At 39.4% G+C, this 23,985-nt stretch carries 22 protein-coding genes; 15 read left to right on the top strand and 7 right to left on the bottom strand.

Annotation, left to right across the window (positions count from 1 at the left end):
* Positions 1-61: 61 nt before the first annotated feature.
* The 3 genes from MS6x_RS05585 (at position 62) to MS6x_RS05575 (ending at position 2,983) form a co-directional block, all read left to right on the top strand.
* On the top strand, positions 62-598 hold the full coding sequence (locus MS6x_RS05585; RefSeq protein WP_482605932.1) for a hypothetical protein: 537 nt from the start codon (positions 62-64) through the stop codon (positions 596-598).
* Complete coding sequence (locus MS6x_RS05580; protein ID WP_482605931.1) at positions 595-2,025, top strand: DUF5723 family protein; 1,431 nt, start codon at positions 595-597, stop codon at positions 2,023-2,025. Before MS6x_RS05585 ends, MS6x_RS05580 begins: the two co-directional genes overlap by 4 nt.
* Before the next feature lie 76 nt (positions 2,026-2,101).
* On the top strand, positions 2,102-2,983 hold the full coding sequence (locus MS6x_RS05575; protein ID WP_482605929.1) for a hypothetical protein: 882 nt from the start codon (positions 2,102-2,104) through the stop codon (positions 2,981-2,983).
* On the opposite strand, the gene MS6x_RS05570 is transcribed toward MS6x_RS05575, so the two are convergent.
* Complete coding sequence (locus MS6x_RS05570) at positions 2,980-4,257, bottom strand: replication-associated recombination protein A (RefSeq protein ID WP_482605928.1); 1,278 nt, start codon at positions 4,255-4,257, stop codon at positions 2,980-2,982. The two genes, MS6x_RS05575 and MS6x_RS05570, sit on opposite strands and share 4 nt — an antisense overlap.
* A 145-nt stretch (positions 4,258-4,402) precedes the next feature.
* Here MS6x_RS05570 and MS6x_RS05565 point away from each other — a divergent pair, with 145 nt between their 5' ends.
* Positions 4,403-5,128: a rhomboid family intramembrane serine protease gene (locus tag MS6x_RS05565; RefSeq protein ID WP_482605926.1), complete on the top strand. Its 726-nt coding sequence runs from the start codon at positions 4,403-4,405 to the stop codon at positions 5,126-5,128.
* A gap of 6 nt (positions 5,129-5,134) precedes the next feature.
* Here the strand turns inward: MS6x_RS05565 and rlmB are convergent, their stop codons facing one another.
* The 6 genes from rlmB to MS6x_RS05535 all read right to left on the bottom strand — a co-directional run bounded on the left by rlmB (position 5,135) and on the right by MS6x_RS05535 (position 16,202).
* A complete protein-coding gene (rlmB, locus tag MS6x_RS05560; RefSeq protein WP_482605925.1) occupies positions 5,135-5,875 on the bottom strand; it encodes a 23S rRNA (guanosine(2251)-2'-O)-methyltransferase RlmB in 741 nt (246 codons plus the stop codon).
* A 66-nt stretch (positions 5,876-5,941) separates the two neighbouring features.
* Positions 5,942-6,682 (bottom strand): hypothetical protein, encoded by a 741-nt coding sequence (locus MS6x_RS05555; protein WP_482605924.1) that lies wholly within the window; start codon positions 6,680-6,682, stop codon positions 5,942-5,944.
* Between the two features lie 142 nt (positions 6,683-6,824).
* Positions 6,825-10,181: a VCBS repeat-containing protein gene (locus tag MS6x_RS05550; protein ID WP_482605923.1), complete on the bottom strand. Its 3,357-nt coding sequence runs from the start codon at positions 10,179-10,181 to the stop codon at positions 6,825-6,827.
* A gap of 116 nt (positions 10,182-10,297) precedes the next feature.
* The gene (locus tag MS6x_RS05545; protein WP_482605921.1) at positions 10,298-11,212 is read right to left on the bottom strand and encodes a hypothetical protein; all 915 of its coding nucleotides are present in this window, start codon (positions 11,210-11,212) and stop codon (positions 10,298-10,300) included.
* Between the two features lie 17 nt (positions 11,213-11,229).
* The gene (locus MS6x_RS05540; RefSeq protein ID WP_482605919.1) at positions 11,230-12,936 is read right to left on the bottom strand and encodes a SusD/RagB family nutrient-binding outer membrane lipoprotein; all 1,707 of its coding nucleotides are present in this window, start codon (positions 12,934-12,936) and stop codon (positions 11,230-11,232) included.
* A 23-nt stretch (positions 12,937-12,959) separates the two neighbouring features.
* Positions 12,960-16,202: a SusC/RagA family TonB-linked outer membrane protein gene (locus MS6x_RS05535; protein ID WP_482605917.1), complete on the bottom strand. Its 3,243-nt coding sequence runs from the start codon at positions 16,200-16,202 to the stop codon at positions 12,960-12,962.
* Between the two features lie 495 nt (positions 16,203-16,697).
* Between MS6x_RS05535 and rpsL the strand changes: the two genes are divergently transcribed.
* From rpsL to rpsC, 11 genes are all read left to right on the top strand, one after another.
* The gene (gene rpsL, locus MS6x_RS05530; protein WP_027078345.1) at positions 16,698-17,072 is read left to right on the top strand and encodes a 30S ribosomal protein S12; all 375 of its coding nucleotides are present in this window, start codon (positions 16,698-16,700) and stop codon (positions 17,070-17,072) included.
* A gap of 22 nt (positions 17,073-17,094) precedes the next feature.
* Positions 17,095-17,571, top strand: coding sequence for a 30S ribosomal protein S7 (rpsG, locus tag MS6x_RS05525; RefSeq protein ID WP_379932574.1), 477 nt, complete (start codon positions 17,095-17,097; stop codon positions 17,569-17,571).
* A gap of 6 nt (positions 17,572-17,577) precedes the next feature.
* Positions 17,578-19,710 carry an elongation factor G gene (gene fusA, locus MS6x_RS05520; RefSeq protein ID WP_482605916.1) on the top strand — a complete coding sequence of 711 codons (2,133 nt, stop codon included), beginning with the start codon at positions 17,578-17,580 and terminating at the stop codon, positions 19,708-19,710.
* A 9-nt stretch (positions 19,711-19,719) separates the two neighbouring features.
* Positions 19,720-20,025, top strand: a complete 306-nt coding sequence (rpsJ, locus tag MS6x_RS05515; RefSeq protein WP_008613600.1) for a 30S ribosomal protein S10 — start codon at positions 19,720-19,722, stop codon at positions 20,023-20,025.
* Positions 20,026-20,168: 143 nt separating this feature from the next.
* On the top strand, positions 20,169-20,786 hold the full coding sequence (gene rplC, locus MS6x_RS05510; protein WP_379932576.1) for a 50S ribosomal protein L3: 618 nt from the start codon (positions 20,169-20,171) through the stop codon (positions 20,784-20,786).
* Positions 20,786-21,415: a 50S ribosomal protein L4 gene (gene rplD / locus MS6x_RS05505; protein WP_482605915.1), complete on the top strand. Its 630-nt coding sequence runs from the start codon at positions 20,786-20,788 to the stop codon at positions 21,413-21,415. The genes rplC and rplD overlap by 1 nt, the downstream gene beginning before the upstream one ends.
* Positions 21,416-21,419: 4 nt before the next feature.
* Positions 21,420-21,710, top strand: coding sequence for a 50S ribosomal protein L23 (gene rplW / locus MS6x_RS05500; protein ID WP_482605913.1), 291 nt, complete (start codon positions 21,420-21,422; stop codon positions 21,708-21,710).
* A 9-nt stretch (positions 21,711-21,719) separates the two neighbouring features.
* A complete protein-coding gene (gene rplB / locus MS6x_RS05495) occupies positions 21,720-22,544 on the top strand; it encodes a 50S ribosomal protein L2 (protein ID WP_482605912.1) in 825 nt (274 codons plus the stop codon).
* A gap of 12 nt (positions 22,545-22,556) precedes the next feature.
* Positions 22,557-22,835: a 30S ribosomal protein S19 gene (rpsS, locus tag MS6x_RS05490; protein WP_027078352.1), complete on the top strand. Its 279-nt coding sequence runs from the start codon at positions 22,557-22,559 to the stop codon at positions 22,833-22,835.
* Between the two features lie 3 nt (positions 22,836-22,838).
* Complete coding sequence (gene rplV, locus MS6x_RS05485; protein ID WP_482605909.1) at positions 22,839-23,246, top strand: 50S ribosomal protein L22; 408 nt, start codon at positions 22,839-22,841, stop codon at positions 23,244-23,246.
* Position 23,247: 1 nt separating this feature from the next.
* The gene (rpsC, locus tag MS6x_RS05480) at positions 23,248-23,967 is read left to right on the top strand and encodes a 30S ribosomal protein S3 (RefSeq protein WP_482605908.1); all 720 of its coding nucleotides are present in this window, start codon (positions 23,248-23,250) and stop codon (positions 23,965-23,967) included.
* Positions 23,968-23,985: the final 18 nt, after the last annotated feature.

Genomic DNA, 23,985 nt, shown 5'->3' with positions numbered 1-23,985 from the left:
CTAGTATAGCCTAACTATTGGAATTGGGTTATGGTATACCAGTAGAACCAATATAAACCGTATGCGAAATCATCTTTTAATAACAGCTCTGATATTTCTGCTTTTTTCCTGTACGGAAAAGCAGGATTTTACACAGTATGATGATTTGAGTATTACTCCGACCTTGGAGACTAGTATCTTTTTCGTCAAAGTACAGGAGAGTCTTATTAATAGAGTAGCCAACGTTAGTTTTTTTACCCAAGATTTTAATTTTGATGCTTTTGAAGAAGCGTTTTTCTCGGAACGGGTATTAGAAGGTGTAATTACCTATGAGTTGGAGAATACAACGGACAAGCCTATTGAGATTGAATTGGAATTTTTGGATGCAGATAATATGCTCTTAGATTCAGAGTTATTTATAATGCCCGCGGCACCTACGGCAACCTTAATTCGCGAGGTCGCTTACGGTACTACTGGAAAAAGTCTGGATATTCTTCGAAATACAACCAACATAAGACTTAATGCATCTAATTTTGGTGATAATGTAAGTACTTCGGGTATTCCCGGGGCATCAATAGTGCTGCAATCCAGTGCTCAATTTATGCTTAGGATAAAATGAGAATACGAACTCATGTTTCTCTTTTTATAGTTTTGGTTTCAGCTCTTTTAAGCGGACAAAACAAACAAGTATTGTATGATTTTGATGAAATTCCACAATCTTTACTTCTAAATCCAGGTCTGGAAACAGATTTTCAGTGGTTTGCCGGCATTCCCCTCCTTTCCGGTGTTTCTGGTTTTGCCGGTACAAACGGGGTCACGGTTAATGATATTTTTGCAGATGACGGGCTGGACATAAATGATAAGGTACGCAATCTTATGGTCTCTGGGCTCACAAGGAGAGACCAATTTAACCAGGGCTTGCAGATAGATTTGTTTAGCGGAGGCTACCGTAGTGCTTATTCTGGTCTTTTCTATTCATTTGGCGCATACCTAGAAATGGATAATATTCTGTATTGGCCCCAGGATTATGCATTTCTCGCCTTTGAAGGCAATGCAGATCAATTAAATCGCCGTTTTGATCTAGGAGATTTAAAAACTAGGGGGTCCTTAGTCGCTGTCTATCATTTTGGAATCAATAAAACAATAAACAAGAAGCTTACTGCGGGCGTTAGGGGCAAATTATATTCGGGCATTGCTGATTATAATTCGACCAAAAACACAGGTTACTTGGTAAATACTCAAGGACAAAACAATACCATAGCTACAACCTTGAGCACAGATATGCAATTGCGTAATTCAGGTTTTGGTGAGTTAAATACTGCAGAAAACCAAGGTACGCTGGCAAGTACATTTATTAAAAGGGCTGTTTTTGGAGGGGATTTGGGTTTAGGAATAGACTTTGGCTTTACATATCGTTTAAACGAACGTACGGCTATCACCGGTAGTGTATTGGATTTAGGTTTTATCTATCATAGTGGCGATGTTTACAAGTATAGTTTAAAAGGAAGTGCTTCTGTAGAAGGGATACAGATTAATGTGCTACGCGAGCTTGCGAATCTCAATCGTGATTTTTGGCAAGAATTAGTAGACGACGTAGAGGAACTTGTTCCTTTCGAAACAACGAACAGCGCGTATGTAACATTTAGGCCAACTCAGATAAACGCGTCTATTCGCCATAATTTTGGCAAACCAATTGGTTCAGATGAAGATTGTGACTGTAGTATCGTTGGTTCACTAAGTAGGAACACGAAATATAGGAATGCCACAGGGGTACAATTGTATGCTATCAATAGGCCTAGAGGCCCACAAGTTGCGTTAACAGGATTCTATTTGAGGCGCTTTGGGCGTTTTATGGCAGTAAAGGGTACTTATACGGTGGATAAATTCACAAATACCAATCTAGGATTGGGAGTTAGTTTTCAGGCAGGGCCTTTAAATTTCTATGTGATCGGAGATAACTTGCTGTCTTACCAAAATATTGCCGACAGTAATTACGCATCTTTTCAGTTAGGATTAAATATCATATCTTGGGGCGGTAAGCGATAAATAAAATAAGAAGCGAATTTACCTCAGTTTGGCACGCTTATTTCATTTATAACTACAAATACATAAACCCGCTATTTTGAAAAATATACTATTTATTGTTTTGGTCCTTATCGGATATACAGGTATTGGTCAAGTTGATTTAAACGATTATAAGTACATTATAGTCCCTAAAACACTAGGTGATTTTAAAGAACAAAATCAATACCTAACAAGTACTTTGCTTAAGCATGAATTTATTAAAAATGGATTTGTAGCGGTATATGACGATGCATTGCCAGAAGATTTATATATGGATCGTTGTTTAGGACTAACCGCTATACTAAAGGACAATTCTTCGATGTTCGGAACCAAGGTTAAGATAGCCCTTCAGAATTGTAGAAAGCAAGAAGTGTTCAGTTCTATAGAGGGAACAAATAAGATAAAAGAATATAAGGAAGCTTACAAAAAGGCCATAATTAAAGCAATGTCTTCCTATAAAGACTTGAACTATAGCTATCGAGAAAAGAAGATAGACCAGGAACCAATTACCATCAGTTTTAAGAATGACATAAAAAATCTTGATTCAGAGGTATCAAACGAAGTAAACGACTTAAAATCTGAAAACAAAAGTAAAGTAATAAAGCAAACAAGTACCCTGGAAGATCAAAGCTTTAAAAGTATGGAACCTGTAGCTTCCAATATTAAACAGGCCCCTCCTAATAGGGCAGTGGAATCCGCTTCTAGCCCCGTTGGTACTAGAGAGATGATCTTGTACGCACAGCCTATTGCAAATGGTTACGAACTTTTGGACAGTAGCTCAAATGTAACCATGAAACTATTGAATAGTTCAACGGAGAATATGTTCATTGGTCAAGCCAATGATAAAAGTGGTATGGTGTTTCTAAAAGAAGGTATTTGGATTTTTGAGTATTACTTGGGAGCCGACCTGGTGCAAGAAGAACTTAAAATTAAATTCTAAAAATCATATTTGTCCTTCCACCGGTGCTTTAAAAAATCACTTAAGTTTTTTTCTCTTGGATTTTTGCCCGGTTTGTAGAATGTGCTTCCGGAAATATCATCTGGAAGGAATTCTGAGATTACAAAATTATTTTCATAATCGTGTGCATATTTATAATCTTCCCCATAGCCCAAATCTTTCATTAATTTGGTGGGTGCGTTTCTAAGTGCTAATGGTACTGATAAGTTGCCGGTTTGCTTAACCGTCTGCTGCGCTTTCCTTATCGCCATATAACTTGCGTTACTTTTTGCCGATGTAGCCAAATATATGGCACACTGACTTAGTATAATTCGAGACTCAGGGTACCCTATGGTAGTTACGGCTTGGAAGGTAGTATTTGCTATCACTAAGGCCGTGGGGTTGGCTAGACCGATATCCTCCGATGCGGCAATTAACATTCTGCGGGCAATAAATTTAACGTCCTCGCCGCCTTCTATCATCCGTGCCAGCCAGTATACCGCGCCATTGGGGTCACTACCCCTAATAGACTTTATGAAAGCGGACACAATATCATAATGCTGCTCGCCGGTCTTGTCATATAAAACTGTATTCTTTTGTATTTTTTGAAGAACAAGGTCATCCGTAATTTCTACCGTCTCCGAATCTTCTGAATTAATAATCAATTCAAAAATATTAAGTAGCTTCCTACCATCTCCACCAGACAAGCGGAGCAGTGCTTCTGTCTCTTTTAGGTGAATTGTTTTGGACTTTAAATATTTGTCCAATTTCAGAGCTCTTTTTAATATCGTAATTAAATCTTCTTTACCAAATGCATGTAATATGTACACCTGGCATCGTGATAATAATGCTGGTATTACCTCGAAACTAGGATTTTCAGTAGTAGCACCAATTAGTGTTACCCAGCCTTTCTCAACGGCACCTAGTAAGCTGTCCTGTTGCGACTTGCTAAAACGATGAATTTCGTCAATAAACAGAATGGGGTTTTTGGTCGTAAATAGTCCTCCGGACTGTTTTGCCTTGTCTATGACCTCCCTAATGTCCTTCACGCCACTGTTGATGGCGCTAAGCATATAGAAAGGGCGTTCACTCTCTTCTGCAATTATGGTTGCCAAGGTTGTTTTACCCGTTCCTGGTGGCCCCCAAAGAATTAAAGAAGGAATAATTCCTTTTTTAATCTGATTTGTCAATGATCCTTTTTCGCCCACTAGATGATGTTGACTTATATAGTCTTCTAATGATTTCGGGCGTACACGTTCGGCTAAAGGTTCGTTCATAGTATAAAAATAACTAAAGTTATTCAACGGGAATTGATCAAAAACACAATAACAGCTTAAATGTTCTGTTTAAAATAGAGATGACAAAAGTTCTGGTTTTTCACTTTGGCCAAAAATTTGCCATATAGCAGTAAAGTTTTATTAAATGTCTAATCCTACCTATTTTAAATTTTCTAATTCCGTCTTAGTAGTTCCCCTTCTGGCGGTTATTGCTATTTGGAGTGTATATTGGGTGGAATTGACGCAAGGACTAAACTTTAATAGTTATGGGATTTACCCGCAAACGCTAACTGGATTAAAGGGGGTTGTTTTCAGTCCATTTATTCATGGGTCTTTAGAACATCTATATAATAACACGATACCCTTGGCGGTGCTTTTGGCGGCGCTTTTCTATTTCTATTATAAAATTGCTTGGAAGATTGTCTTTTGGGGTATTTTAATATCTGGTTTTTTGACTTGGTGTATCGGTAGGCCATCCTACCATATTGGAGCAAGTGGCTTAATTTATGTATTGGTTAGTTTCACTTTCTTTAAGGGGGTCTTCGTAAAACATTATCGATTAATTGCTCTGTCCTTAGTAGTTGTTTTTATTTATGGAAGCTTGTTATGGTATATTTTCCCAGTTAAGGATGGGATTTCATGGGAAGGCCATTTGGGCGGTTTTGTAACAGGCTTGTTCTTAGCTACCGTTGTTCGGGCAAAGATTCCACTACCAAGTAAATTTGATTGGGAAAGGGAGGATTATGATGAAGAAGCAGATAGTTTTCTGAGACAATTTGATGCCGATGGTAATTTTATTGAATTACAGGAAGAAGATACGGAGGTAAATTCTATTCAAGTCAATTACGAGTATAAAAAAGATAAGAAGTAACAATTCTTAGTTTCCTAAACGTTGTCTAACAGCCTCATAAAGGAAAACAGCACATGCAACCGAAACATTTAAAGAAGCAATTTCTCCCTGCAACGGTATTTTGGCGCTATAATCGGAAGCTTTAATAATCGAAGGCGTAATACCACGGTCCTCAGAGCCCATGACGATTGCTATAGGTTGGGTAAAGGAGATGTCATAAACAGATTGATTCGTTTTTTCTGTTGCAGATACAATTTTAATTCCCGAGGCTTGCAGGTAAAAAACGGCATCCTTTAAATGGTCCACTTTGGCAATAGGTACTTTAAATGCTGCACCGGCCGATGTCTTGATTGTATCCGCAGTTACGGGAGCAGCTCCTTTTTTTTGAATAATAATGCCATCTACGCCCGTACATTCTGCTGTTCTAATAATCGCGCCAAAGTTGCGAACGTCCGAAAGCTGATCCAACAATAAAAACAAAGCGGGCGTTGTTTTGGCGATAGTACTCTCAACCAACGCTTCTAACGACATAAATGAAATAGGGGAGATATTGGCCACTGCTCCTTGGTGGTTATTCTTGGTAAGTCTGTTTAGCTTTTCAATAGGTACATAAGCCGCAGTGATATCGTTTTGGCGCAATAGTCGTTCCAAATCCTTTATTAAATCTCCTTTTAGCCCTTTCTGTATAAAGACCTTATCTATTTCCTTGTTTGCGTGAACGGCTTCTATAATGGCGCGTATACCATAGATTTGGGTAATTTTTTCCATAGCGCAAAAGTAAATAAAAAACCCGCTAGGACTGCTAGCGGGTTATTTTTAATTTTTAAGGTACTACTATTCAGCATTTAGATGTTGTAAAACCTCTTTTAAATCATCTAATTCTTTAATTTTAATTTTTTCTTTCTTTAAATAAGCTTCAGTACTAGCACGAACATTATCTGGTAACAGTTTTAAGAACTTTTTGTTCTTAAATTCTACTTCGTCTACCCGGTCTCGTCCCTTAACTTCTAAATAATATTCAGAGAACTGGGTGAATTTTGGAGGGGTAGCCTTAACAAATGAATTAGGCGATTTTTGTCCTTCTGTAAATTTCGCGGTGTTTCTTAGATAAAGGGTATAATCGCCCTCTACTAAAAGAGTTAAATATCCATTTTGAGTTAGTCCTTTTTTATCAATGAACGTACTAAAACGTAGTACCTTACCGTCGTTACTAACCAGGGATATTTTCTTGTCCCGACCTAATCCTCTAATAGGTTCGTTTTCGAGGTTGCTTTGCTTGATTTCTATCTCTTGGTTGTAAGAATTATATCTGTAGTATACTTTTCCGGTGTTTTCTTTATCGTAATAAACACTTCCTTGTTGGAATTTGTTTGTCGTGTACGGTGAACCCGACATGTTTGGGATAAGGTCTCCATCGCGAGACGATCTTTCTGAAATTGGCCCCATAAGTGTTTCTAACTGTCCAAGACTGTTAGCGTTACCGCCTGCAGAACTTGAACTTAGTACTTGTCCCGTATATTGGGACTGCATTCCAAAATGGACTAGGGTTATTAAACCAAATATAATTCTTTTCATTTTATCAAATTAAACCGTTAAGTAACTAGTATACATTACAATTCCCGAAATTCGAAATTCTATCTGTTAATATTTGCTTTTAATACCGGATTAACAATTATTTAACATTATGTACTGTAGCGCAATTTGAGTCTTAATATGTTCATTTGTTCAGATAAAAGGATTGTAATAGTCCGTTGTTTTCTGTGGCAAATAGCGTATTAGTATTTTTATTTTTTATGAGTTTCAAATCTTTGATGTTTCCATTAATTCTAAGACCGGTTTTAGTCGTAGAAACAACATCATATCCATCTTTTTTATTAGATACCAGTACGATGCCAGAAAATGAATCTAAGCGAGGAGTTTCTACTTCCGTGTTATATATATTACCCCCTACGATAACATCTTCGAACCCATCTTGATTAAGATCAAAAAATGAATAGGATAAGTTAGGAATTGATTGTGTTTCAATCGGTAAATTGTGTTGCTCAAATTTTCCGTTACCTTTATTCAATAGCAGTATGGAATTAAATTCGGTTACCTCACGATAATAAGCGTCTTTAAGATTTTCCCCATAAATATCCTGTAGACTTGCGTTAGCAAATTCTGCATAAGTTCCAAATTTAGAATTAATAAAGGGCATTTGTTGTGATGAGCACTCTTTTCCACGGACTGGAACATATTCGCCTTCGTATTTTTTACTCAATACAATATCGTTGCTACCATTACCATCGAAATCTCTGGCGTATATTTTAAAGGGTTTTTCCTCGCTTGCACTGAATTTTAGGTTTCGACCAACGTTACCTATTAAATAATCCTTCAAGCCATCATTATTTACATCAGTTTCGCCAATCTCATACCACCAACCTTTATTTGAAACCTTGGAGTCGAACATGCTCGACGATGCATTTTTAAACGACCCTTTCTCATTTTTGAACATACCTATGGTGGTCCATTCTCCTACGGCAATGAAATCTTCCCAACCATCATTGTCAAAATCAATCACTTTTATTGCATTGATGATTCCAAACGATTGTAGCTCTTTTGCTTTTTCGTCTGTAACATCGATTAACTCGCCATTTCTGTTTTCGTAAAGACTAGATTTATGATGTTTTGGGTAGTTCTTCGGTACCACTCTATTACCAACCAATAAATCTTGGTCACCATCATTATCGAAATCTATTGCAGCGACCGTTTTACCATTTTTAGGAAAAGGCTGTAGGGCTGTTATGTCTTTTTTGACGAAATTGCCAGCTCCGTCGTTAATGTAAATCCTATCTAAATAGAAAGGATGGTTCTCTTCGTACTCGTTCCCTCCGCTTACAACATATAAATCCAGATCGTTGTCACCATCCAGGTCAAAGAAAACGGACTCCATATCTTCATGGATTTTGTCCAATTCAAAAGCCGGTTGCTTTGTTTTGATAAAGCGATTACCGTTTGATAGGAACAGTTGACTGGCAGAGCCAGAACTTGCTCCTATAAATAAATCGTCGAACCCATCCTTGTTCACATCGCCAGTGCTCATAAATGGGCCTAAAGTTGATTGTTTATAAGGTAATAGGATTTCCGTTGCAAAGTCGTCATAGTCATTTTCTACATGCCGATAGTCAATTAGCCTGTTGGAAGTGGGAGTAAAATAGGTTAAGGTGCTTGGTTGTTTGGATTTAGGTTTAGCGTCAGAGACAACAAATAATTCGGTGCTATTCGCTGCAACACGATATCGTTCTTCTATGGTTCCATTATCCCACGTAACTCGCAGTGTATCAATAAAAGTATGTTTTCCAAGACCAAAAAGAGCTGTATTCTCTTGAGCTGAACGATAACCCCGCACGCGCCTTGGTACAATTAATTGGCTTTCATCATTATAGACTATTTGCACTTTAGCGGTCTGCTCTGAATGTATACCTTGTAATTTAACTTTTAAATAATTCCCTTTTTTGAGTTCAACCGAACTATTTTTATACAACATTGCGGTTTCATCCATATTGTTAATCACAAGATCTAAATCTCCGTCATTATCCAAATCTCCTAAGCTAGCTCCGTTGCTAAAAGTAAAGTCTGCAAGTCCCCAGTTTTTAGCATTGCTTTCGAAAGTTAAGTTTGCTGTTTGCTCAAATAACAAGTTAGGAAGTTTCTCTGTGGGCAGGTTGTAATAAAGTTCTTGTTTAACTTTTAAAGGAACAGATTTTCCATATTGTTGTTTAGCTTTAGTAACATTATTTTGTGAGTCATTGTCTAAGGCATATCTACGATACCCGTTTGTTACGTAGATATCTTTGTCCGTGTCCAGATCCAGGTCCGACATAAGAACGGACCAGCTCCAATCTGTACTCGCGGTATGGGTTAGCTGCGCAATATTGTTATAATAACCGTCTCCAGTATTTAGTTGCAAACTGTTGTACATATATTGGTGTTGATATCCTTGGGTCTTGGTTAAATAGTCAAACCGTTTTGTATCCATAGATGCCATAAGTGTTTTGGATCGTTTATGGTCATTGGACGACATATCGAGAACAAAAATATCTTCATGACTGTCATTGTTCATATCTGCAATGTCTATGCCCATTCCATAGAAGGATACTTGGTTGGTACGTTCTTTAATCTGATCTTCGAAAGTTCCGTCTTTCTTATTAATGAATAGGGCGTCTGGAATATAATAGTCACTCGCGATGTAAATATCTGGCCAGTCATCATTGTTTATATCGCTAATGGCTATACCTAACCCAAAAATAGGGCGTTCTAAACCGGCTTCTTTTGTGATATCATTGAATTTGCCCTTCTCGTTCTGATATAAGTGGGAAGAATTAAAAAATTTTGACTCTTCATTCTTCGCTACAAGCGCTGATAAGCTGGCAGGGTCTAGACCATAGTATTCATTTTCATTCATCACCAAGCAGTCAAGATCACCGTCTTTATCATAATCAAAAAATACGGATTGCGTACTTATTCCCATGTCGTCTAGACCATATAGTTCAGCTTGCTCCAGGAAGGTGTTGTCTTGTTGGTTGATGTATAATAAATTTTTTCTGGAATATCTCGTATTGGGCCCACCTTGCGATATATACATATCCATCCAACCGTCATTATTAATGTCGGCGAAGGTAATACCGTTGGACCAGATTTTTCCTTGATTGATACCAGATGAAGCAGTGATATCTTCAAAAATAAGATTTCCTTTATTTAAGTAAAGGCGGTTCTCTACTTGATTGCCGCAAAAAAAGATATCAAGTAGACCATCGTTGTTTATATCTTCAAGGCCCACACCGGCTCCATTATAGAAATAATCAAAGTCGAAGAGATTACTTAAGGTGCTTAGATCTTCTTTAATATGATTTGCGAAAGTAACACCACTAGAGCTTGGGTCGATCTTTTCGAAAATAGTAGTACTAGTTTTTTGAGAGGCAGTTGAGTCTGGGGTGGATGTTTGTGACTTATCTTTCTTGTTGTCGGTTTTACAGGCTACTAGTAGTAATAGTGCTAAACCTAACATTGTAATGGATAATCGCATGGGTTTCATTTCTTTAAGTAAGAAGTATGCAGTGATAATACTAAACAAAAATAGGAACAAGTTATTAAAACAAAAAACGACCCTTTAATAAGGGCCGTTTTATTAACTATTTAAATGGGTTTACTTTAAAGATTGTTAGGACAGAAATTTAAAGTTTGACCAGCACTAGGATCATCTCCTTCTGCAACCACATTGCCATTAGCTGAAGTGATTGTGAATAAAATTTCTTCGTCGAAGTCTCCAGAGACAAAAACAATAGAAATTTCTTGTGCACCAGCAGGAACTTCAAAGGTGAAATCTTGGTCGTTCGATGCAAATGGTCTAGTTCCATCATCTACATTAGCGATAGAGTTTACAGGACCGCCGTCTATACTTACGTCTAAACTTGCCCCGTTCCAGCCATCACCAAATGTATCTGTAGTGTTTACAGTCCACGTACCAGCCGTAGGAACGGATGGCGCACAAACGATATCAGCAGTGTGCAAAAAACGAGCATTGAAGAAAGCTCCAGTTAGAGTACCTGTATTGTTGGCAAAGGAATACCTTCTACCATCAGTAAGTACCATTTCAAAACGAATGGTAAATTGATCTCCACCAAAGATTTCACTACCAGGTAGACTTAATGCCGCCTGAATGGCATCTGCACTTGTAGTGTATTGATATCTTGGTAAGTCAAAAGGACCTGGTGCGAATGCGGATGCTGGTATAGTCTCAACCAATACTTCGTCACGGTCGTTGTCCGCTCCGGCTTCATCCGTATTATCTCTAAAGCCAAAGTAAACTTCTACTTCTGATAACAGGGCACCGCCCTCTTCATCCTGTGCTTCTAGGATAACCGTAAAGTTACCTCCTGCTAATGTGCTTGTTGCAACATTGAACAGAATTTCACTTTCCAGTATGTCAACAGTTCGTAAAACTGCACCACGTTCCACACCTGTAAAGATGCCATCAATGGGTTTGTCTGCTTCTGCACAGGACGCCAAGACCAACGCGCTAGTTGCAAAAGCAATTTTAAAAGAATTATATAATGATTTTTTCATTTTTCTTTAGTTTTAAATTAGTTAGCGGGTGGGAAGGCAGGACCTGCAGGGTTGGTATCCCAGAATACCTGTGTTGTCAGATCTGTCCTTTGCGTTAGATTAGGATTGGTAATTACTTCGTTCTGAGGAAGCAAGAAAGTTCTAGGGAATGGCCCAGGGTTTAGCTCCCAATTTGGAGTCAACGTAGTTGGGTAACCTGTTTTCCTGTAGAAGTTATAGGCTTCCGTTGCACCACCAAATAGCGTGGTGAAGTACTGCTCTGCAAATACGTTTTGCTTCTCATCCCCAGTTGCGGCATTAAATTCTGCAACAATACCATCGATGTAGGCAGTAACCTCTGCGTCAGTTGGCGCAAGCGATAAATCCGCCGATCCGTCCAAGGAACCAAAACTCTGTACTTTGGCAATAGATTTTTCCAATCCAGAACGTAGGAATGTTGCTTTGTCGGCATCGGAACCCATTTCGCCTCTCCAGAAATCTACGTACGAAGATAATAGTATCGGTTCAATACCGGCACCTCCACCACCTTTTCCAAGACCTACACCATCTGTAAGACCACTGTCAGGATCAAAGTCGCTACTGTCAAATAAACCACCTGCTGGGTAAACCCCTGCGGCTGTTTTCTTGAAGTTATCTGGCGGAGCACCTTCGTCATTACCATGAGATCTACCCCAGTAGCCGTTATTTACACTACAGTAGGTAAAGCCTCCATCAAGATAATGCTGTGGCGGAACTACCAAAGAACAAGCCAAATCCTCTTCGTTTGGTGGTACGGGAACGCCATTTACATCCAATGCCCCTGGAGTACCGTTGGATTGACGATAGAAATAATACCGTATCCTTGGATCATTGTTCTCCAGCATTAACTCCATCAAATAGTTGGAATGGTAAATATTATTTCCAGAAGGCGTATAATCTGTAGCATAGTCCGGATGTCTAGAATCTGGCTGCAGTTCACTTGTGCCATATTGTAGTTGAAAATCATCGTCACTGTCAGATATGTAGTTGTCTGCCGCTATTACAGCGTTAAAGGCAGAAACGTTGCCCGTATTCTTGTAGGAACGCAGGCGTATGGAATTAATTAACTTCACCCATTTTGTGGTGTCTTCGTTGTAATATAAATCCACAGCGCCTTGTGATTCAGGACCAGCCGCAAGCAATGCTTCCGCTTCATCCAATAATTGGAAGGCAGCCGCATATACAGCTTCACCACTATCTAGATTAGGGGCTGGAAACTCCAAGGGTTGGCCTGCTTCGCTAAAAGCGGCGGCACCAAGAAAATCCACTAGTTGAAATAGGGAATATGCATAGAGTGTCTTTGTAACACCTACATGGAAGGAATAGTCTACATCCGTATTGGCATCAATTTCTTCCAGCGCTTGCAAGTTGGTTAAGATACCTATAGAAACAGCATCACCAACGCCGTTTCCACCCGAACTATACGTTCTGGACCAGTTACCGTTAAGAACGGTACCGGGAAGTCCATTGAAATAGTCGCGATTTCCAAAAACATCTATCCTAGTTAAGTTAGCGGCGTTATCGCTAAATGTTTGCTGATTTGTGGCAAAGGCCAATTGTATACTGTTCAGCAGCAAATTTGGATCTGCTTGATCGGTAGATAAGTCGTTTGGACTTACGCGCTGATCTAAATCCGTCGTCTCACATGAGGTAATAAATCCACCTACAAGGAGCGCTATCGTTACGTTTTTAATTATTTTTTTCATTGTATGATTCATTAACAATTTTATTAGAAACTTGCTTTAAGTGTTATACCGTATCTTCTTGCAGAAGGTCCGTTGATAAAGTCAAACCCGAATCCGTTACCAATACCAACACCTGCTACGTTAGGGTCAAAATTAGCTCCTTCAGGAGTGTTGTAGGCATCGTACCAAAGGTTGAAACCCTGTGCTGTTATAGAAAGACTTCCAAAAGGTGTCCTATCCAAGTATTTAGCAGGGAAATTGTAGCTCAAGGATACTTCCTGTAAACGAATAACAGATGCATCATAAATACGCATTTCAGTAGGGCCGAATAATACGTTCGAAAAGTAATACGTTGAGTTATTGATCTGTAGATCATTTGGTTGTCCTGTACTCTGGCGTACGCCTGGTAGGATGTACGTGTCTAATCTATTCTCTGTCTCCGTTATAAGTCCCCTACCTAATAAGGTAGCTGTCGTACTGGAAAGTATATCACCACCTTTCGTGTGGTTCACTTGAAAATTAAGGTTCCAGTTCTTATATCGGATGTTGTTTATAAAGTTCATTTGATAATCTGGAACAGCATCTCCTATAATAGGAACATCACCATTAAGATCTTGTTCTGCTACCACATAGTTACCAGCATCGTTAATCAAGAAGTTACCGTCAGCATCCCTTGCAATTTGTGTACCTACGATGGTACGTAAGGATTCACCTTCGATTGCTGCATTAGATCCTCTAAACAGACCGCCACCTACGGCAAGCGAACCTGCATAGGCAATAAAATCCTGTTCCTGTTCAACAACAACTTCGTCGTTGGCAAAGAAGTTAACACTTGAGTTCCAAGAGAAATTATCGCTTCTAATGACATCAATGCCTAGTACGGCCTCGACTCCTTTATTGCTGATTTCTCCAATGTTACTTTGCGTAAAGCTAAAACCTGTAGACGGTGATAACGGCTCCGTAACGATAAGATCGTTGGTTCTACGATCATAGTACGTTAAATCTAAGGATACTCTGTTTTTCCAGAATTTAGACTCTAAACCAATTTCATATTCCTCTAAAAGCTCAGGACGTAGGTTTGGATTCGCTCTAAAGTTATCTACCTGATTGGTAGTTAACGAAGCACCATCAAATGGATCCACGAATCGCTGAGGATTTTGCTCCACTACGTTTACGGTAGGGTAGGAAAACTGCGTATCAAAGTTTGCAGAAGTACCGTAACTAGCTCTCAGTTTTAGGAAGTTCAAACCGTTCTCCGATTTTATACCGCTCCACGCAGCTGTCGGTAAGAAGGATAAACTAGCCCCAGGATAGGTCTGGTTCCGGTTCGCACGTGCGAAGTTGGAAACCCAGTCAGATCTTGCCGAAACAGTTAAGAATAACATGTTGTCATAATCCAAAGTAGCCTGGCCCAATAGACCTACGATGTTTCTATTTCTAGAAAATTGGATCGGTAATTGGTTTTCGTAGTTGAAGTGTCTTTTCACACCGAAAACAAGCTGGCCTGTACTGGCTACACCAGAACGGTCAAAGTTATCCTGTCGTGAGTTTGCACCTACTGTAAAAGTCATTCCCAATTTCTCCGATAGGTCGTAATTGCCATTCAAGGATAGGAAGTGATCCCAGATTGTGTTGTTGTTATCAAAGGTATCATAGAAACCAAATATTGCATCCGAGAATTCTACCCCTCCTTTGTTAGAACCGTTAATGTTACGTTCATTGTAAAAATCCAAACCTGATCTCCAAGTAACGTTAAGGTTGTCATTTATTGCATAGTCCAAAGAAAGATTCCAGTTGAACCTGTTGGTCAATTGTCTGTACGTTACGTTTTTCGCAGTCCATCGTGGGTTAATAATGTCGTTACCGTTACGGTAGTATACACTGGAACCATCGATTGGGTTCTCGAAAGGCAAGCCCATTAAATCAACACTCCTTGGGGTAAAGAATACATTACCAAATACAGAAAGACCATCTGTACCATTACCTCTACTTGCCGCTACCGGTGGACTTGTAAAATCCGTTCTAGCAAAGTTCATGGTTCCACGAACAGTAAACTTGTTGGTTAATTTAGAAACACCACCAACAGAAACTGTTGTTCTATTCAATCCGTTACCTGGTATAAAGTTATCTTCATTCAGATATCCTAAGTTGGCGTTGAAACTAGTACTGCCGTCTGCGGAACCTCCAGATATGTTTACAGAGGTATTCTGAGCATTACCTGGCTTAAACAACTCTTCCATAGAATTATAAGGCTTCCAATCGTAACGTGCTCCCTGTAACTCTGGAAAGGCGTTTCTCGTTGAAGCTACTGCCGTTGTTGAATAAGGATGTTCCAATGTTCCGTTAGCATCGATTAATGGCTGTCTGCCCCAACCGGCTACACCACCTTCGTCAAAACTTGGACCCCAGTTACTAAAGAACCATCCAAAGTTCTGGTCAAAACCGTTACCAAATGAGTCTTGGTAGTCAGGTATCGATGCCATTTCAATGGTGTTGTACGATTGACTTACCGTAATCTCTGTTTTCTTAGGGCCAGTGTTTGCTGCCCCGGCTTTGGTAGTAATCAAAATAACACCGTTACGCCCTTGGCTACCATAAAGTGTGGCAGCGGCAAGACCTTTCAATACTTCAATGTTTTCGATGTTGTTCGGATCTAAATCCAAGAATCTAGAAGAACTTGGGTTACCACCAATGAAATCCCCAGGATTGTTCGTGTCGTTAGAGAATGGAATACCATCCACTATGAACAACGCTTGGTTTGTACCACTAAAGGAACTTAGACCCCTTACGGTAATATTGGTAGCCGAACCGGAAGATCCACCAGCGGCAACAATTTGTACCCCAGCAGCTTTACCGGATAAAACCCTTGCGACATCACCCTCGGTTCTGCCTTCAAGTTGATCTGCTCCAACTGATGTGGTGGCATATCCAAGCGCTTTTTTCTCTCGCTTGATACCTTGTGCGGTGACAACCACCTCTTCCAATGCTTGTGCATCCTCTTCCATTTGCACATTTACCGTGTTGCCTGCTCCGACCGTTTGTCTTACAGCTTTTTGGCCAATGTAGGTAAATAGAAGTGTTTGCCCTGTTGCTGCAGTGATGGCGTAATTACCATCAAAATCAGTTTGGGTACCATTGGTTGTTCCTTCAACAACAATGTTTACCCCGGGCAAAGGCAGCCCATCTTGGTCGGTAACCGTCCCGGATACCGTTTTCTCTTGTGCAAAGGTAATCTGCACAATTAACGCCAAAAATAGCGTTAACAATCCATTTAATTTTGTTCTCATTTTTAAAGTTATTTGAATTAGCTATTCGCAAAAGTCATAATAATGTGTTAATAAACCAAACTAATTTTAATAAAAGTTTAAGTTAAAGTTTCGTAATGTGAAGTTATAGATGAAACAAGGACTGTATTTAAAGATTCATAATATAACAAGGTTATTTTTATGAACTGCATCAATATTACCTCGTTTGGCCTTTGGTGCTTTTTTTGATTTTAAGCTGTAGGTGTATTGCTGTGAAACAAAATAAATCTTGTTTTATGGTTAGATGAGGCCTTGGATATGGTGCAATACATCTGTGCTTTGGTTCGGGAGATGGTGGCATGTATTTTCTTGTTTATTTTTAGGTTGAGTTTGGCAGTGTAGAACATATGGTGGTGCGCTTCAAATACCCTTTTTAAAAAAACTTTAAAAATAAATGAATGAGGGTTTGAAGTTTTAGTTATTATTATTACATTTGCCGACCCTTAAAGAAGGGGTAATTTTACATATTTATATAGTATGCCAACAATATCACAATTAGTACGAACAGGAAGAGCCACAATTACTAAGAAGAGTAAATCGGCTGCTTTGGATTCGTGTCCTCAAAGAAGAGGGGTTTGTACCCGTGTTTACACGACTACGCCCAAAAAACCAAATTCTGCAATGCGTAAAGTTGCTAGGGTAAGGTTGACTAACGGTAAGGAAGTAAACGCATACATCCCTGGAGAAGGACATAATCTGCAAGAGCACTCGATAGTATTAGTAAGGGGCGGGAGAGTCAAAGATTTGCCAGGAGTTAGATATCATATCGTTCGTGGGGCATTGGACACAGCAGGTGTGGCCGGTAGAACACAGCGTAGATCTAAGTACGGAGCAAAAAGACCTAAGAAGTAATAACACTTTTTAAAAAGAAGAAATGAGAAAAAGACAGGCAAAAAAACGTCCACTTTTACCAGATCCAAGATTTAATGATCAGTTAGTGACCAGATTCGTTAACATGATGATGTGGGATGGTAAAAAATCCGTGGCGTTTAGTGTATTTTACGATGCTATTGACATTGTAGATGCTAAGAAAACAGATGAGGAAAAAACAGCTTTAGAGCTTTGGAAGGATGCGCTTAGCAATGTAATGCCGCACGTTGAAGTTAGAAGTAGGAGAGTAGGTGGTGCAACATTTCAAATACCAATGCAGATTCGTCCGGACAGGAAAATCTCTACCGCTATGAAATGGTTGATTAGTTACTCTAGAAAGCGTAATGAGAAAGGTATGTCCCAAAAGTTAGCCGGAGAAATATTGGCTGCCTCGAAAGAGGAGGGTGCTGCTGTTAAGAAAAGAGTTGATACGCACAAGATGGCCGAGGCTAACAAGGCATTTTCTCACTTTAGATTTTAATCAGAGATGGCAAGAGATTTAAAACTTACAAGAAATATAGGTATTGCCGCGCACATTGATGCCGGTAAAACTACAACTACAGAGCGAATCCTCTTTTATACAGGAGTTTCTCACAAGATAGGGGAGGTGCATGATGGTGCTTCAACTATGGATTGGATGGAGCAAGAGGCGGAACGTGGAATTACAATTACTTCTGCCGCTACAACATGTGATTGGACATTTCCTAAGGAAAATGGTGAGCCTACCGATGAGGCACAGGACTACCATTTCAATATAATTGATACCCCTGGCCACGTAGATTTTACCGTAGAGGTAAACCGTTCGTTACGTGTTCTTGATGGGTTGGTCTTTTTGTTTAGTGCGGTTGATGGTGTTGAGCCACAGTCCGAGACTAACTGGAGACTAGCTGATAATTATAAAGTACCTAGAATTGGTTTCGTGAATAAGATGGACCGTCAAGGTTCTAATTTCTTGGGTGTTTGTGCTCAAGTAAAGGATATGTTAAAGTCAAATGCAGTTCCAATCGTATTGAATATTGGAGAAGAAGGCGATTTTAAAGGTATCGTAGATTTGGTTAAGAATAGGGCAATTGTATGGCATGAAGATAATTATGGCTCTACATTTGACGTAGTCGATATTCCCGAAGAAATGAAGGCAGAGGTGCGTAAGTACCGTGCTATGTTGATTGAGGAAGTAGCAAGCTACGATGAGAATCTTCTAGAGAAATTTATGGAAGACGAAGACTCTATCACCGAAGATGAAGTACATGCCGCCTTAAGAGCTGCTGTTATGGATATGGCCATTATACCTATGGTATGTGGTTCTTCTTTTAAAAATAAAGGGGTTCAGTTTTTATTGGATGCCGTATGTCGTTATTTGCCCTCTCCTTTGGATAGGGATAATATTATTGGTGTAAATCCTGATACCGGAAAAGAAGAATTGCGTAAGCCCAGTGTAAAAGAGCCTTTTTCGGCATTAGCATTTAAAATTGCTACAGATCCTTTTGTTGGACGTTTGGCGTTTTTCCGTGCCTACTCTGGACGTTTGGACGCCGGCTCCTATATATTGAATAACCGTTCAGGTAAAAAAGAACGTATTTCACGTATTTATCAGATGCATTCCAATAAACAAAATGCTATCGATTTTATCGAGGCAGGAGATATTGGCGCTGCGGTAGGATTTAAGGATATAAAGACTGGGGATACTATGTCTTCAGAAAAGCATCCTATTATACTGGAAAGTATGGATTTCCCCGATCCGGTAATTGGTATTGCCGTTGAGCCTAAGACAAAGGTTGATGTTGATAAATTAGGAATGGCTTTGGCGAAGTTAGCCGAAGAGGATCCAACTTTTCAGGTGAAAACGGATGAGGCTTCCGGTCAGACGATTATTTCTGGTATGGGAGAGCTTCACTTGGATATCATCGTAGATCGTTTAAGAAGGGAATTTAAGGTTGAGGTAAACCAAGGTGAGCCGCAAGTTGAATATAAAGAGGCACTAACGAAGTTAGCTGCACACCGTGAGACATATAAGAAGCAATCTGGTGGTCGTGGTAAGTTTGGAGATATCGTCTTTGAAATGAGTCCTGCGGACGAAGATTTTGAAGGAGAAGGATTGCAGTTTGTAGATGAAATCAAAGGTGGGCGTATTCCAAAGGAGTTTATCCCGTCTGTTGAAAAAGGATTTGCTGCTGCAATGCAAAACGGACCTTTAGCAGGATTCGAAATGGATACTATGAAAGTAGTGCTAAAGGATGGGTCTTTTCACGCTGTGGATTCGGATGCACTTTCCTTTGAGTTGGCTGCAAAAATGGGTTACAAAGCGGCGGGTAAAGCGGCCGGTGCTGTAATCATGGAGCCGATAATGAAGATTGAAGTAATTACACCGGAAGAAAACATGGGTGATATTGTTGGAGATTTAAACCGTAGAAGGGGAACAATCACCAATATGACGGATAGGGCTGGTGCTAAAGTGGTAAAAGGAACTGTTCCATTATCAGAGATGTTTGGATATGTTACATCACTTAGAACTTTGTCTTCTGGTAGAGCAACTTCAACAATGGAATTTTCACATTATGCCCAAACACCTTCTAATATATCGGAAGAGGTTATTAAAAAGGCAAAAGGTATAACAGCATAAATTAAGGCAATGAGTCAGAAAATCAGAATAAAACTAAAATCTTACGATTACAACTTGGTAGATAAGTCCGCTGAGAAGATCGTAAAAACGGTAAAGACTACCGGTGCTGTAGTTACGGGTCCAATTCCTTTGCCAACACATAAAAAAATATTTACAGTATTGCGGTCTCCGCACGTAAATAAGAAGTCAAGAGAGCAGTTTCAATTGAGTTCTTATAAGCGATTGTTGGATATTTATAGTTCGTCTTCAAAAACTATTGATGCACTTATGAAATTAGAGTTGCCGAGTGGTGTTGAAGTTGAGATAAAAGTCTAAATTTGCAAACCTTTTTAGTAGGAAGGGTGTACATGTCTCTAGCTGCGTGCTAGGGAAAAACGGATAAAAATAATTTAGGGTTAAATTATTTTGACCCTATTTTTTTGAACTGAGTTTAAATAGTAATAATTAATATAAATAGTATGTCTGGGTTAATAGGAAAAAAAGTAGGCATGACTAGTCTTTTTGACGAGAATGGAAAGAATATTCCATGTACCGTTATTCAAGCTGGACCATGTGTGGTTACCCAAGTCAGAACCGAGGAAGTTGATGGGTATAATGCTCTTCAGCTTGGTTTCGATGACAAGGCAGAAAAACGTGCTAATAAGGCCGAAATCGGTCACTTTAAAAAGGCAGGTGCTTCTCCTAAGAAAAAAGTCGTTGAGTTTTCAGGTTTTGATGGGGATTACAAATTAGGAGACACCGTAGGTGTTGACGTTTTTGTAGAAGGAGAATTTGTTGATGTCGTAGGTACGTCAAAAGGTAAAGGTTTCCAGGGTGTTGTAAAGCGCCATGGTTTCGCCGGTGTTGGACAAGCAACTCACGGTCAGCATAACAGGCTTAGAGCTCCAGGTTCTATTGGTGCCGCATCGTATCCAGCAAGAGTTTTCAAAGGAATGAAAATGGCAGGTAGAATGGGAACCGATAGGGTAACGGTTCAAAACCTTAGGGTATTGAAAGTTGTTCCGGAAAAAAATCTTTTGGTTGTTAAAGGTTGTGTTCCTGGTCATAAAAACGCTTATGTAACTATTGAGAAGTAATGAAGGTAGCAGTTTTAGATATTAAAGGAAAAGACACGGGTAGAAAGGCAGACCTTTCAGATCAAGTGTTCGGTATAGAGCCTAATAATCATGCGGTTTATTTAGACGTAAAGCAGTACTTGGCACATCAAAGGCAGGGTACTCATAAAGCTAAAGAAAGAGCGGAGATAGCAGGTAGTACAAGAAAAATCAAAAAGCAAAAAGGGACTGGTACGGCGAGAGCAGGAAGTATAAAGTCTCCAATTTTTAGAGGAGGTGGACGCATTTTTGGTCCAAGACCAAAGGATTATTCTCAAAAATTGAATAAAAATTTGAAGCGTTTGGCAAGAAAATCTGCCTTGACCTTAAAGTCGAAGGAGAAGTCAATTTTGGTCGTTGAAGATTTTGATTTTGATACACCAAAAACGAAGGATTTTGTACAGGTTTTAAAGTCTTTGGGCTTAGAAAACAAAAAGTCTTTGATTGTGTTGGGCGATTCAAATAAAGGCGTATATTTGTCTTCTCGTAATTTTACCCATTCAGAGGTTATAACAAGCTCAGAATTAAGTACTTACAAAATATTAAATGCAAATAGTGTTGTATTGTTGGAAGGTGCTTTGGAAGGAATAGAATCGAATTTAAACAAGTAAGACCATGAGCGTGTTAATCAAGCCCATTATAACGGAGAAAATGACAGCGGATAGCGAACTAAACAATCGCTATGGGTTTATAGTAGATCCTAGGGCCAACAAGATTCAAATAAAGGATGCTGTTGAGGCAGCTTATGGTGTGTCGGTAAAAAAGGTGCGTACAATGAATTACGGCCCATCACGAAAGTCCAGATTTACAAAAACTGGAGTACAGCATGGAAAGACAAACGCTATCAAGAAAGCGGTTGTTGATGTAGTTGAAGGTGATATAATCGATTTTTACAGTAATCTATAAAGACAAGAAATGTCAGTTAGAAAATTAAAACCAGTCACTCCTGGACAGCGTTTTAGAGTAGTAAACGGATTTGACGCCATTACTACTGATAAGCCGGAGAAGAGTTTGCTCGCTCCGTTAAAAAAGTCCGGAGGTAGAAACAGTCAAGGAAAAATGACCATACGCCAAAAAGGTGGAGGTCATAAACGAAGATATCGTGTAATCGATTTTAAGAGAGATAGACGGGACGTAGTAGCGACCGTTTCATCAATTGAATATGATCCTAATAGAACTGCGTTTGTAGCGCTGTTGACCTATGCAGATGGTGAGAAGCGATATGTTATTGCTCAGAACGGTCTTGAAGTTGATCAAAAAGTAATGTCAGGTGTAAATGCGGCACCTGAAATTGGAAACGCATTGCCTTTGAGTGAAATACCCTTAGGTACTATTATTTCGTGTATAGAGTTACGACCTGGTCAGGGAGCAGTTATGGCCCGTAGTGCGGGTACTTTCGCTCAGTTAATGGCAAAGGACGGTAAGTTTGTGACGGTTAAGATGCCTTCTGGAGAAACAAGATTAATTCTTTCGGGATGTATGGCGACTATAGGTGCGATATCCAATTCAGATCATCAATTATTAGTTTCTGGTAAAGCTGGTAGAAGTAGATGGTTGGGTAGAAGACCTAGAACAAGACCGGTTGCAATGAACCCTGTAGATCACCCAATGGGTGGTGGTGAAGGAAGAGCTTCTGGTGGTCATCCAAGATCTAGGAACGGTATTCCTGCAAAAGGCTTTAGAACGCGTTCTAAGACTAAGAGCACAAATAAGTATATAATAGAACGTAGAAAGAAATAAAACTAGAAAGAAATGGCACGTTCACTAAAAAAAGGACCTTACGTTCACTATAGTTTGGAAAAGAAAATCCAACAGAGCGCTTCTTCTGGAAAGAAGTCGGTTATAAAGACATGGTCAAGAGCTTCAATGATTACTCCTGACTTTGTTGGGATGACAATAGCAGTTCATAATGGAAGACAATTTGTTCCGGTTTTTGTAACTGAGAATATGGTTGGGCATAAACTGGGAGAATTTTCACCTACAAGATCTTTTAGAGGTCATGCCGGTGCGAAAAATAAAGGTAAAAAGTAAGCTATGGGAGTTCGTAAAAAACAAATGGCCGAAAGAATAAAGGCAGAAAAGAAAAAGGTTGCTTTTGCAAAGCTGAACAACTGTCCAACTTCTCCTAGAAAAATGAGACTTGTAGCGGATTTAATTCGTGGTGAGAAAGTAGAGAAGGCATTAGCAATATTGCGTTTTAATAGTAAGGAAGCTTCAAGAAAGCTAGAAAAACTATTGTTGTCCGCTTTAGCTAATTGGCAAGCCAAAAACGAAGATTCCAATGTGGAAGATGCAGAATTGGTTGTCGCGGAAATTAGGGTAGATGGTGGCACTATGTTAAAGAGACTTAGGCCAGCTCCTCAGGGAAGAGCACACAGAATTAGAAAACGTTCCAACCATGTTACATTAGTGTTGGGGTCTAACAATAATACAGCAAGCTAGAATGGGACAGAAAACAAATCCAATAGGAAATCGTCTTGGAATCATCAGAGGTTGGGAGTCTAACTGGTATGGTGGAAACGATTACGGTGATAAGCTTGCCGAGGACAGTAAGATTAGAAAATATATTCACGCTAGGTTGTCAAAGGCTAGTGTATCTAGAGTAATTATTGAGCGTACTTTAAAGTTGATAACCGTGACGGTTACTACCGCAAGACCTGGTATCATTATTGGTAAAGGTGGTCAAGAAGTAGATAAGCTTAAAGAGGAGCTCAAGAAGATTACAGGTAAGGAGGTACAAATAAATATCTATGAGATTAAGCGACCAGAAGTAGACGCAAATCTCGTTGCTGCCAGCATAGCACGTCAGATAGAAAGTAGAATTTCGTTTAGAAGAGCTATTAAAATGTCTATTACTGCTGCCATGAGAATGAATGCAGAAGGTATTAAAGTTCAAATATCAGGTAGACTGAATGGTGCAGAAATGGCGCGTTCAGAATCGTATAAGGACGGTAGAATTCCATTGTCTACATTTAGAGCTGATATCGATTATGCGCTGCATGAGGCTCAAACTACCTACGGAAAGTTAGGTATCAAGGTTTGGATTATGAAAGGTGAGGTCTACGGTAAAAGAGAGTTGTCTCCGTTGGTAGGAATGAAGAAAGGTCAGTCAAAGGGCTCAGGAAATCAAGATGGTGGGAGAAAGCCACGTCGTAGAAAGTAATTTTAAAGAAGTAAAGAA

The sequence above is a fragment of the Maribacter sp. MS6 genome (assembly GCF_056839185.1).
Note: the sequence above shows the minus strand (reverse complement) of the source record. Positions and strands in the feature narration are given on the sequence as shown.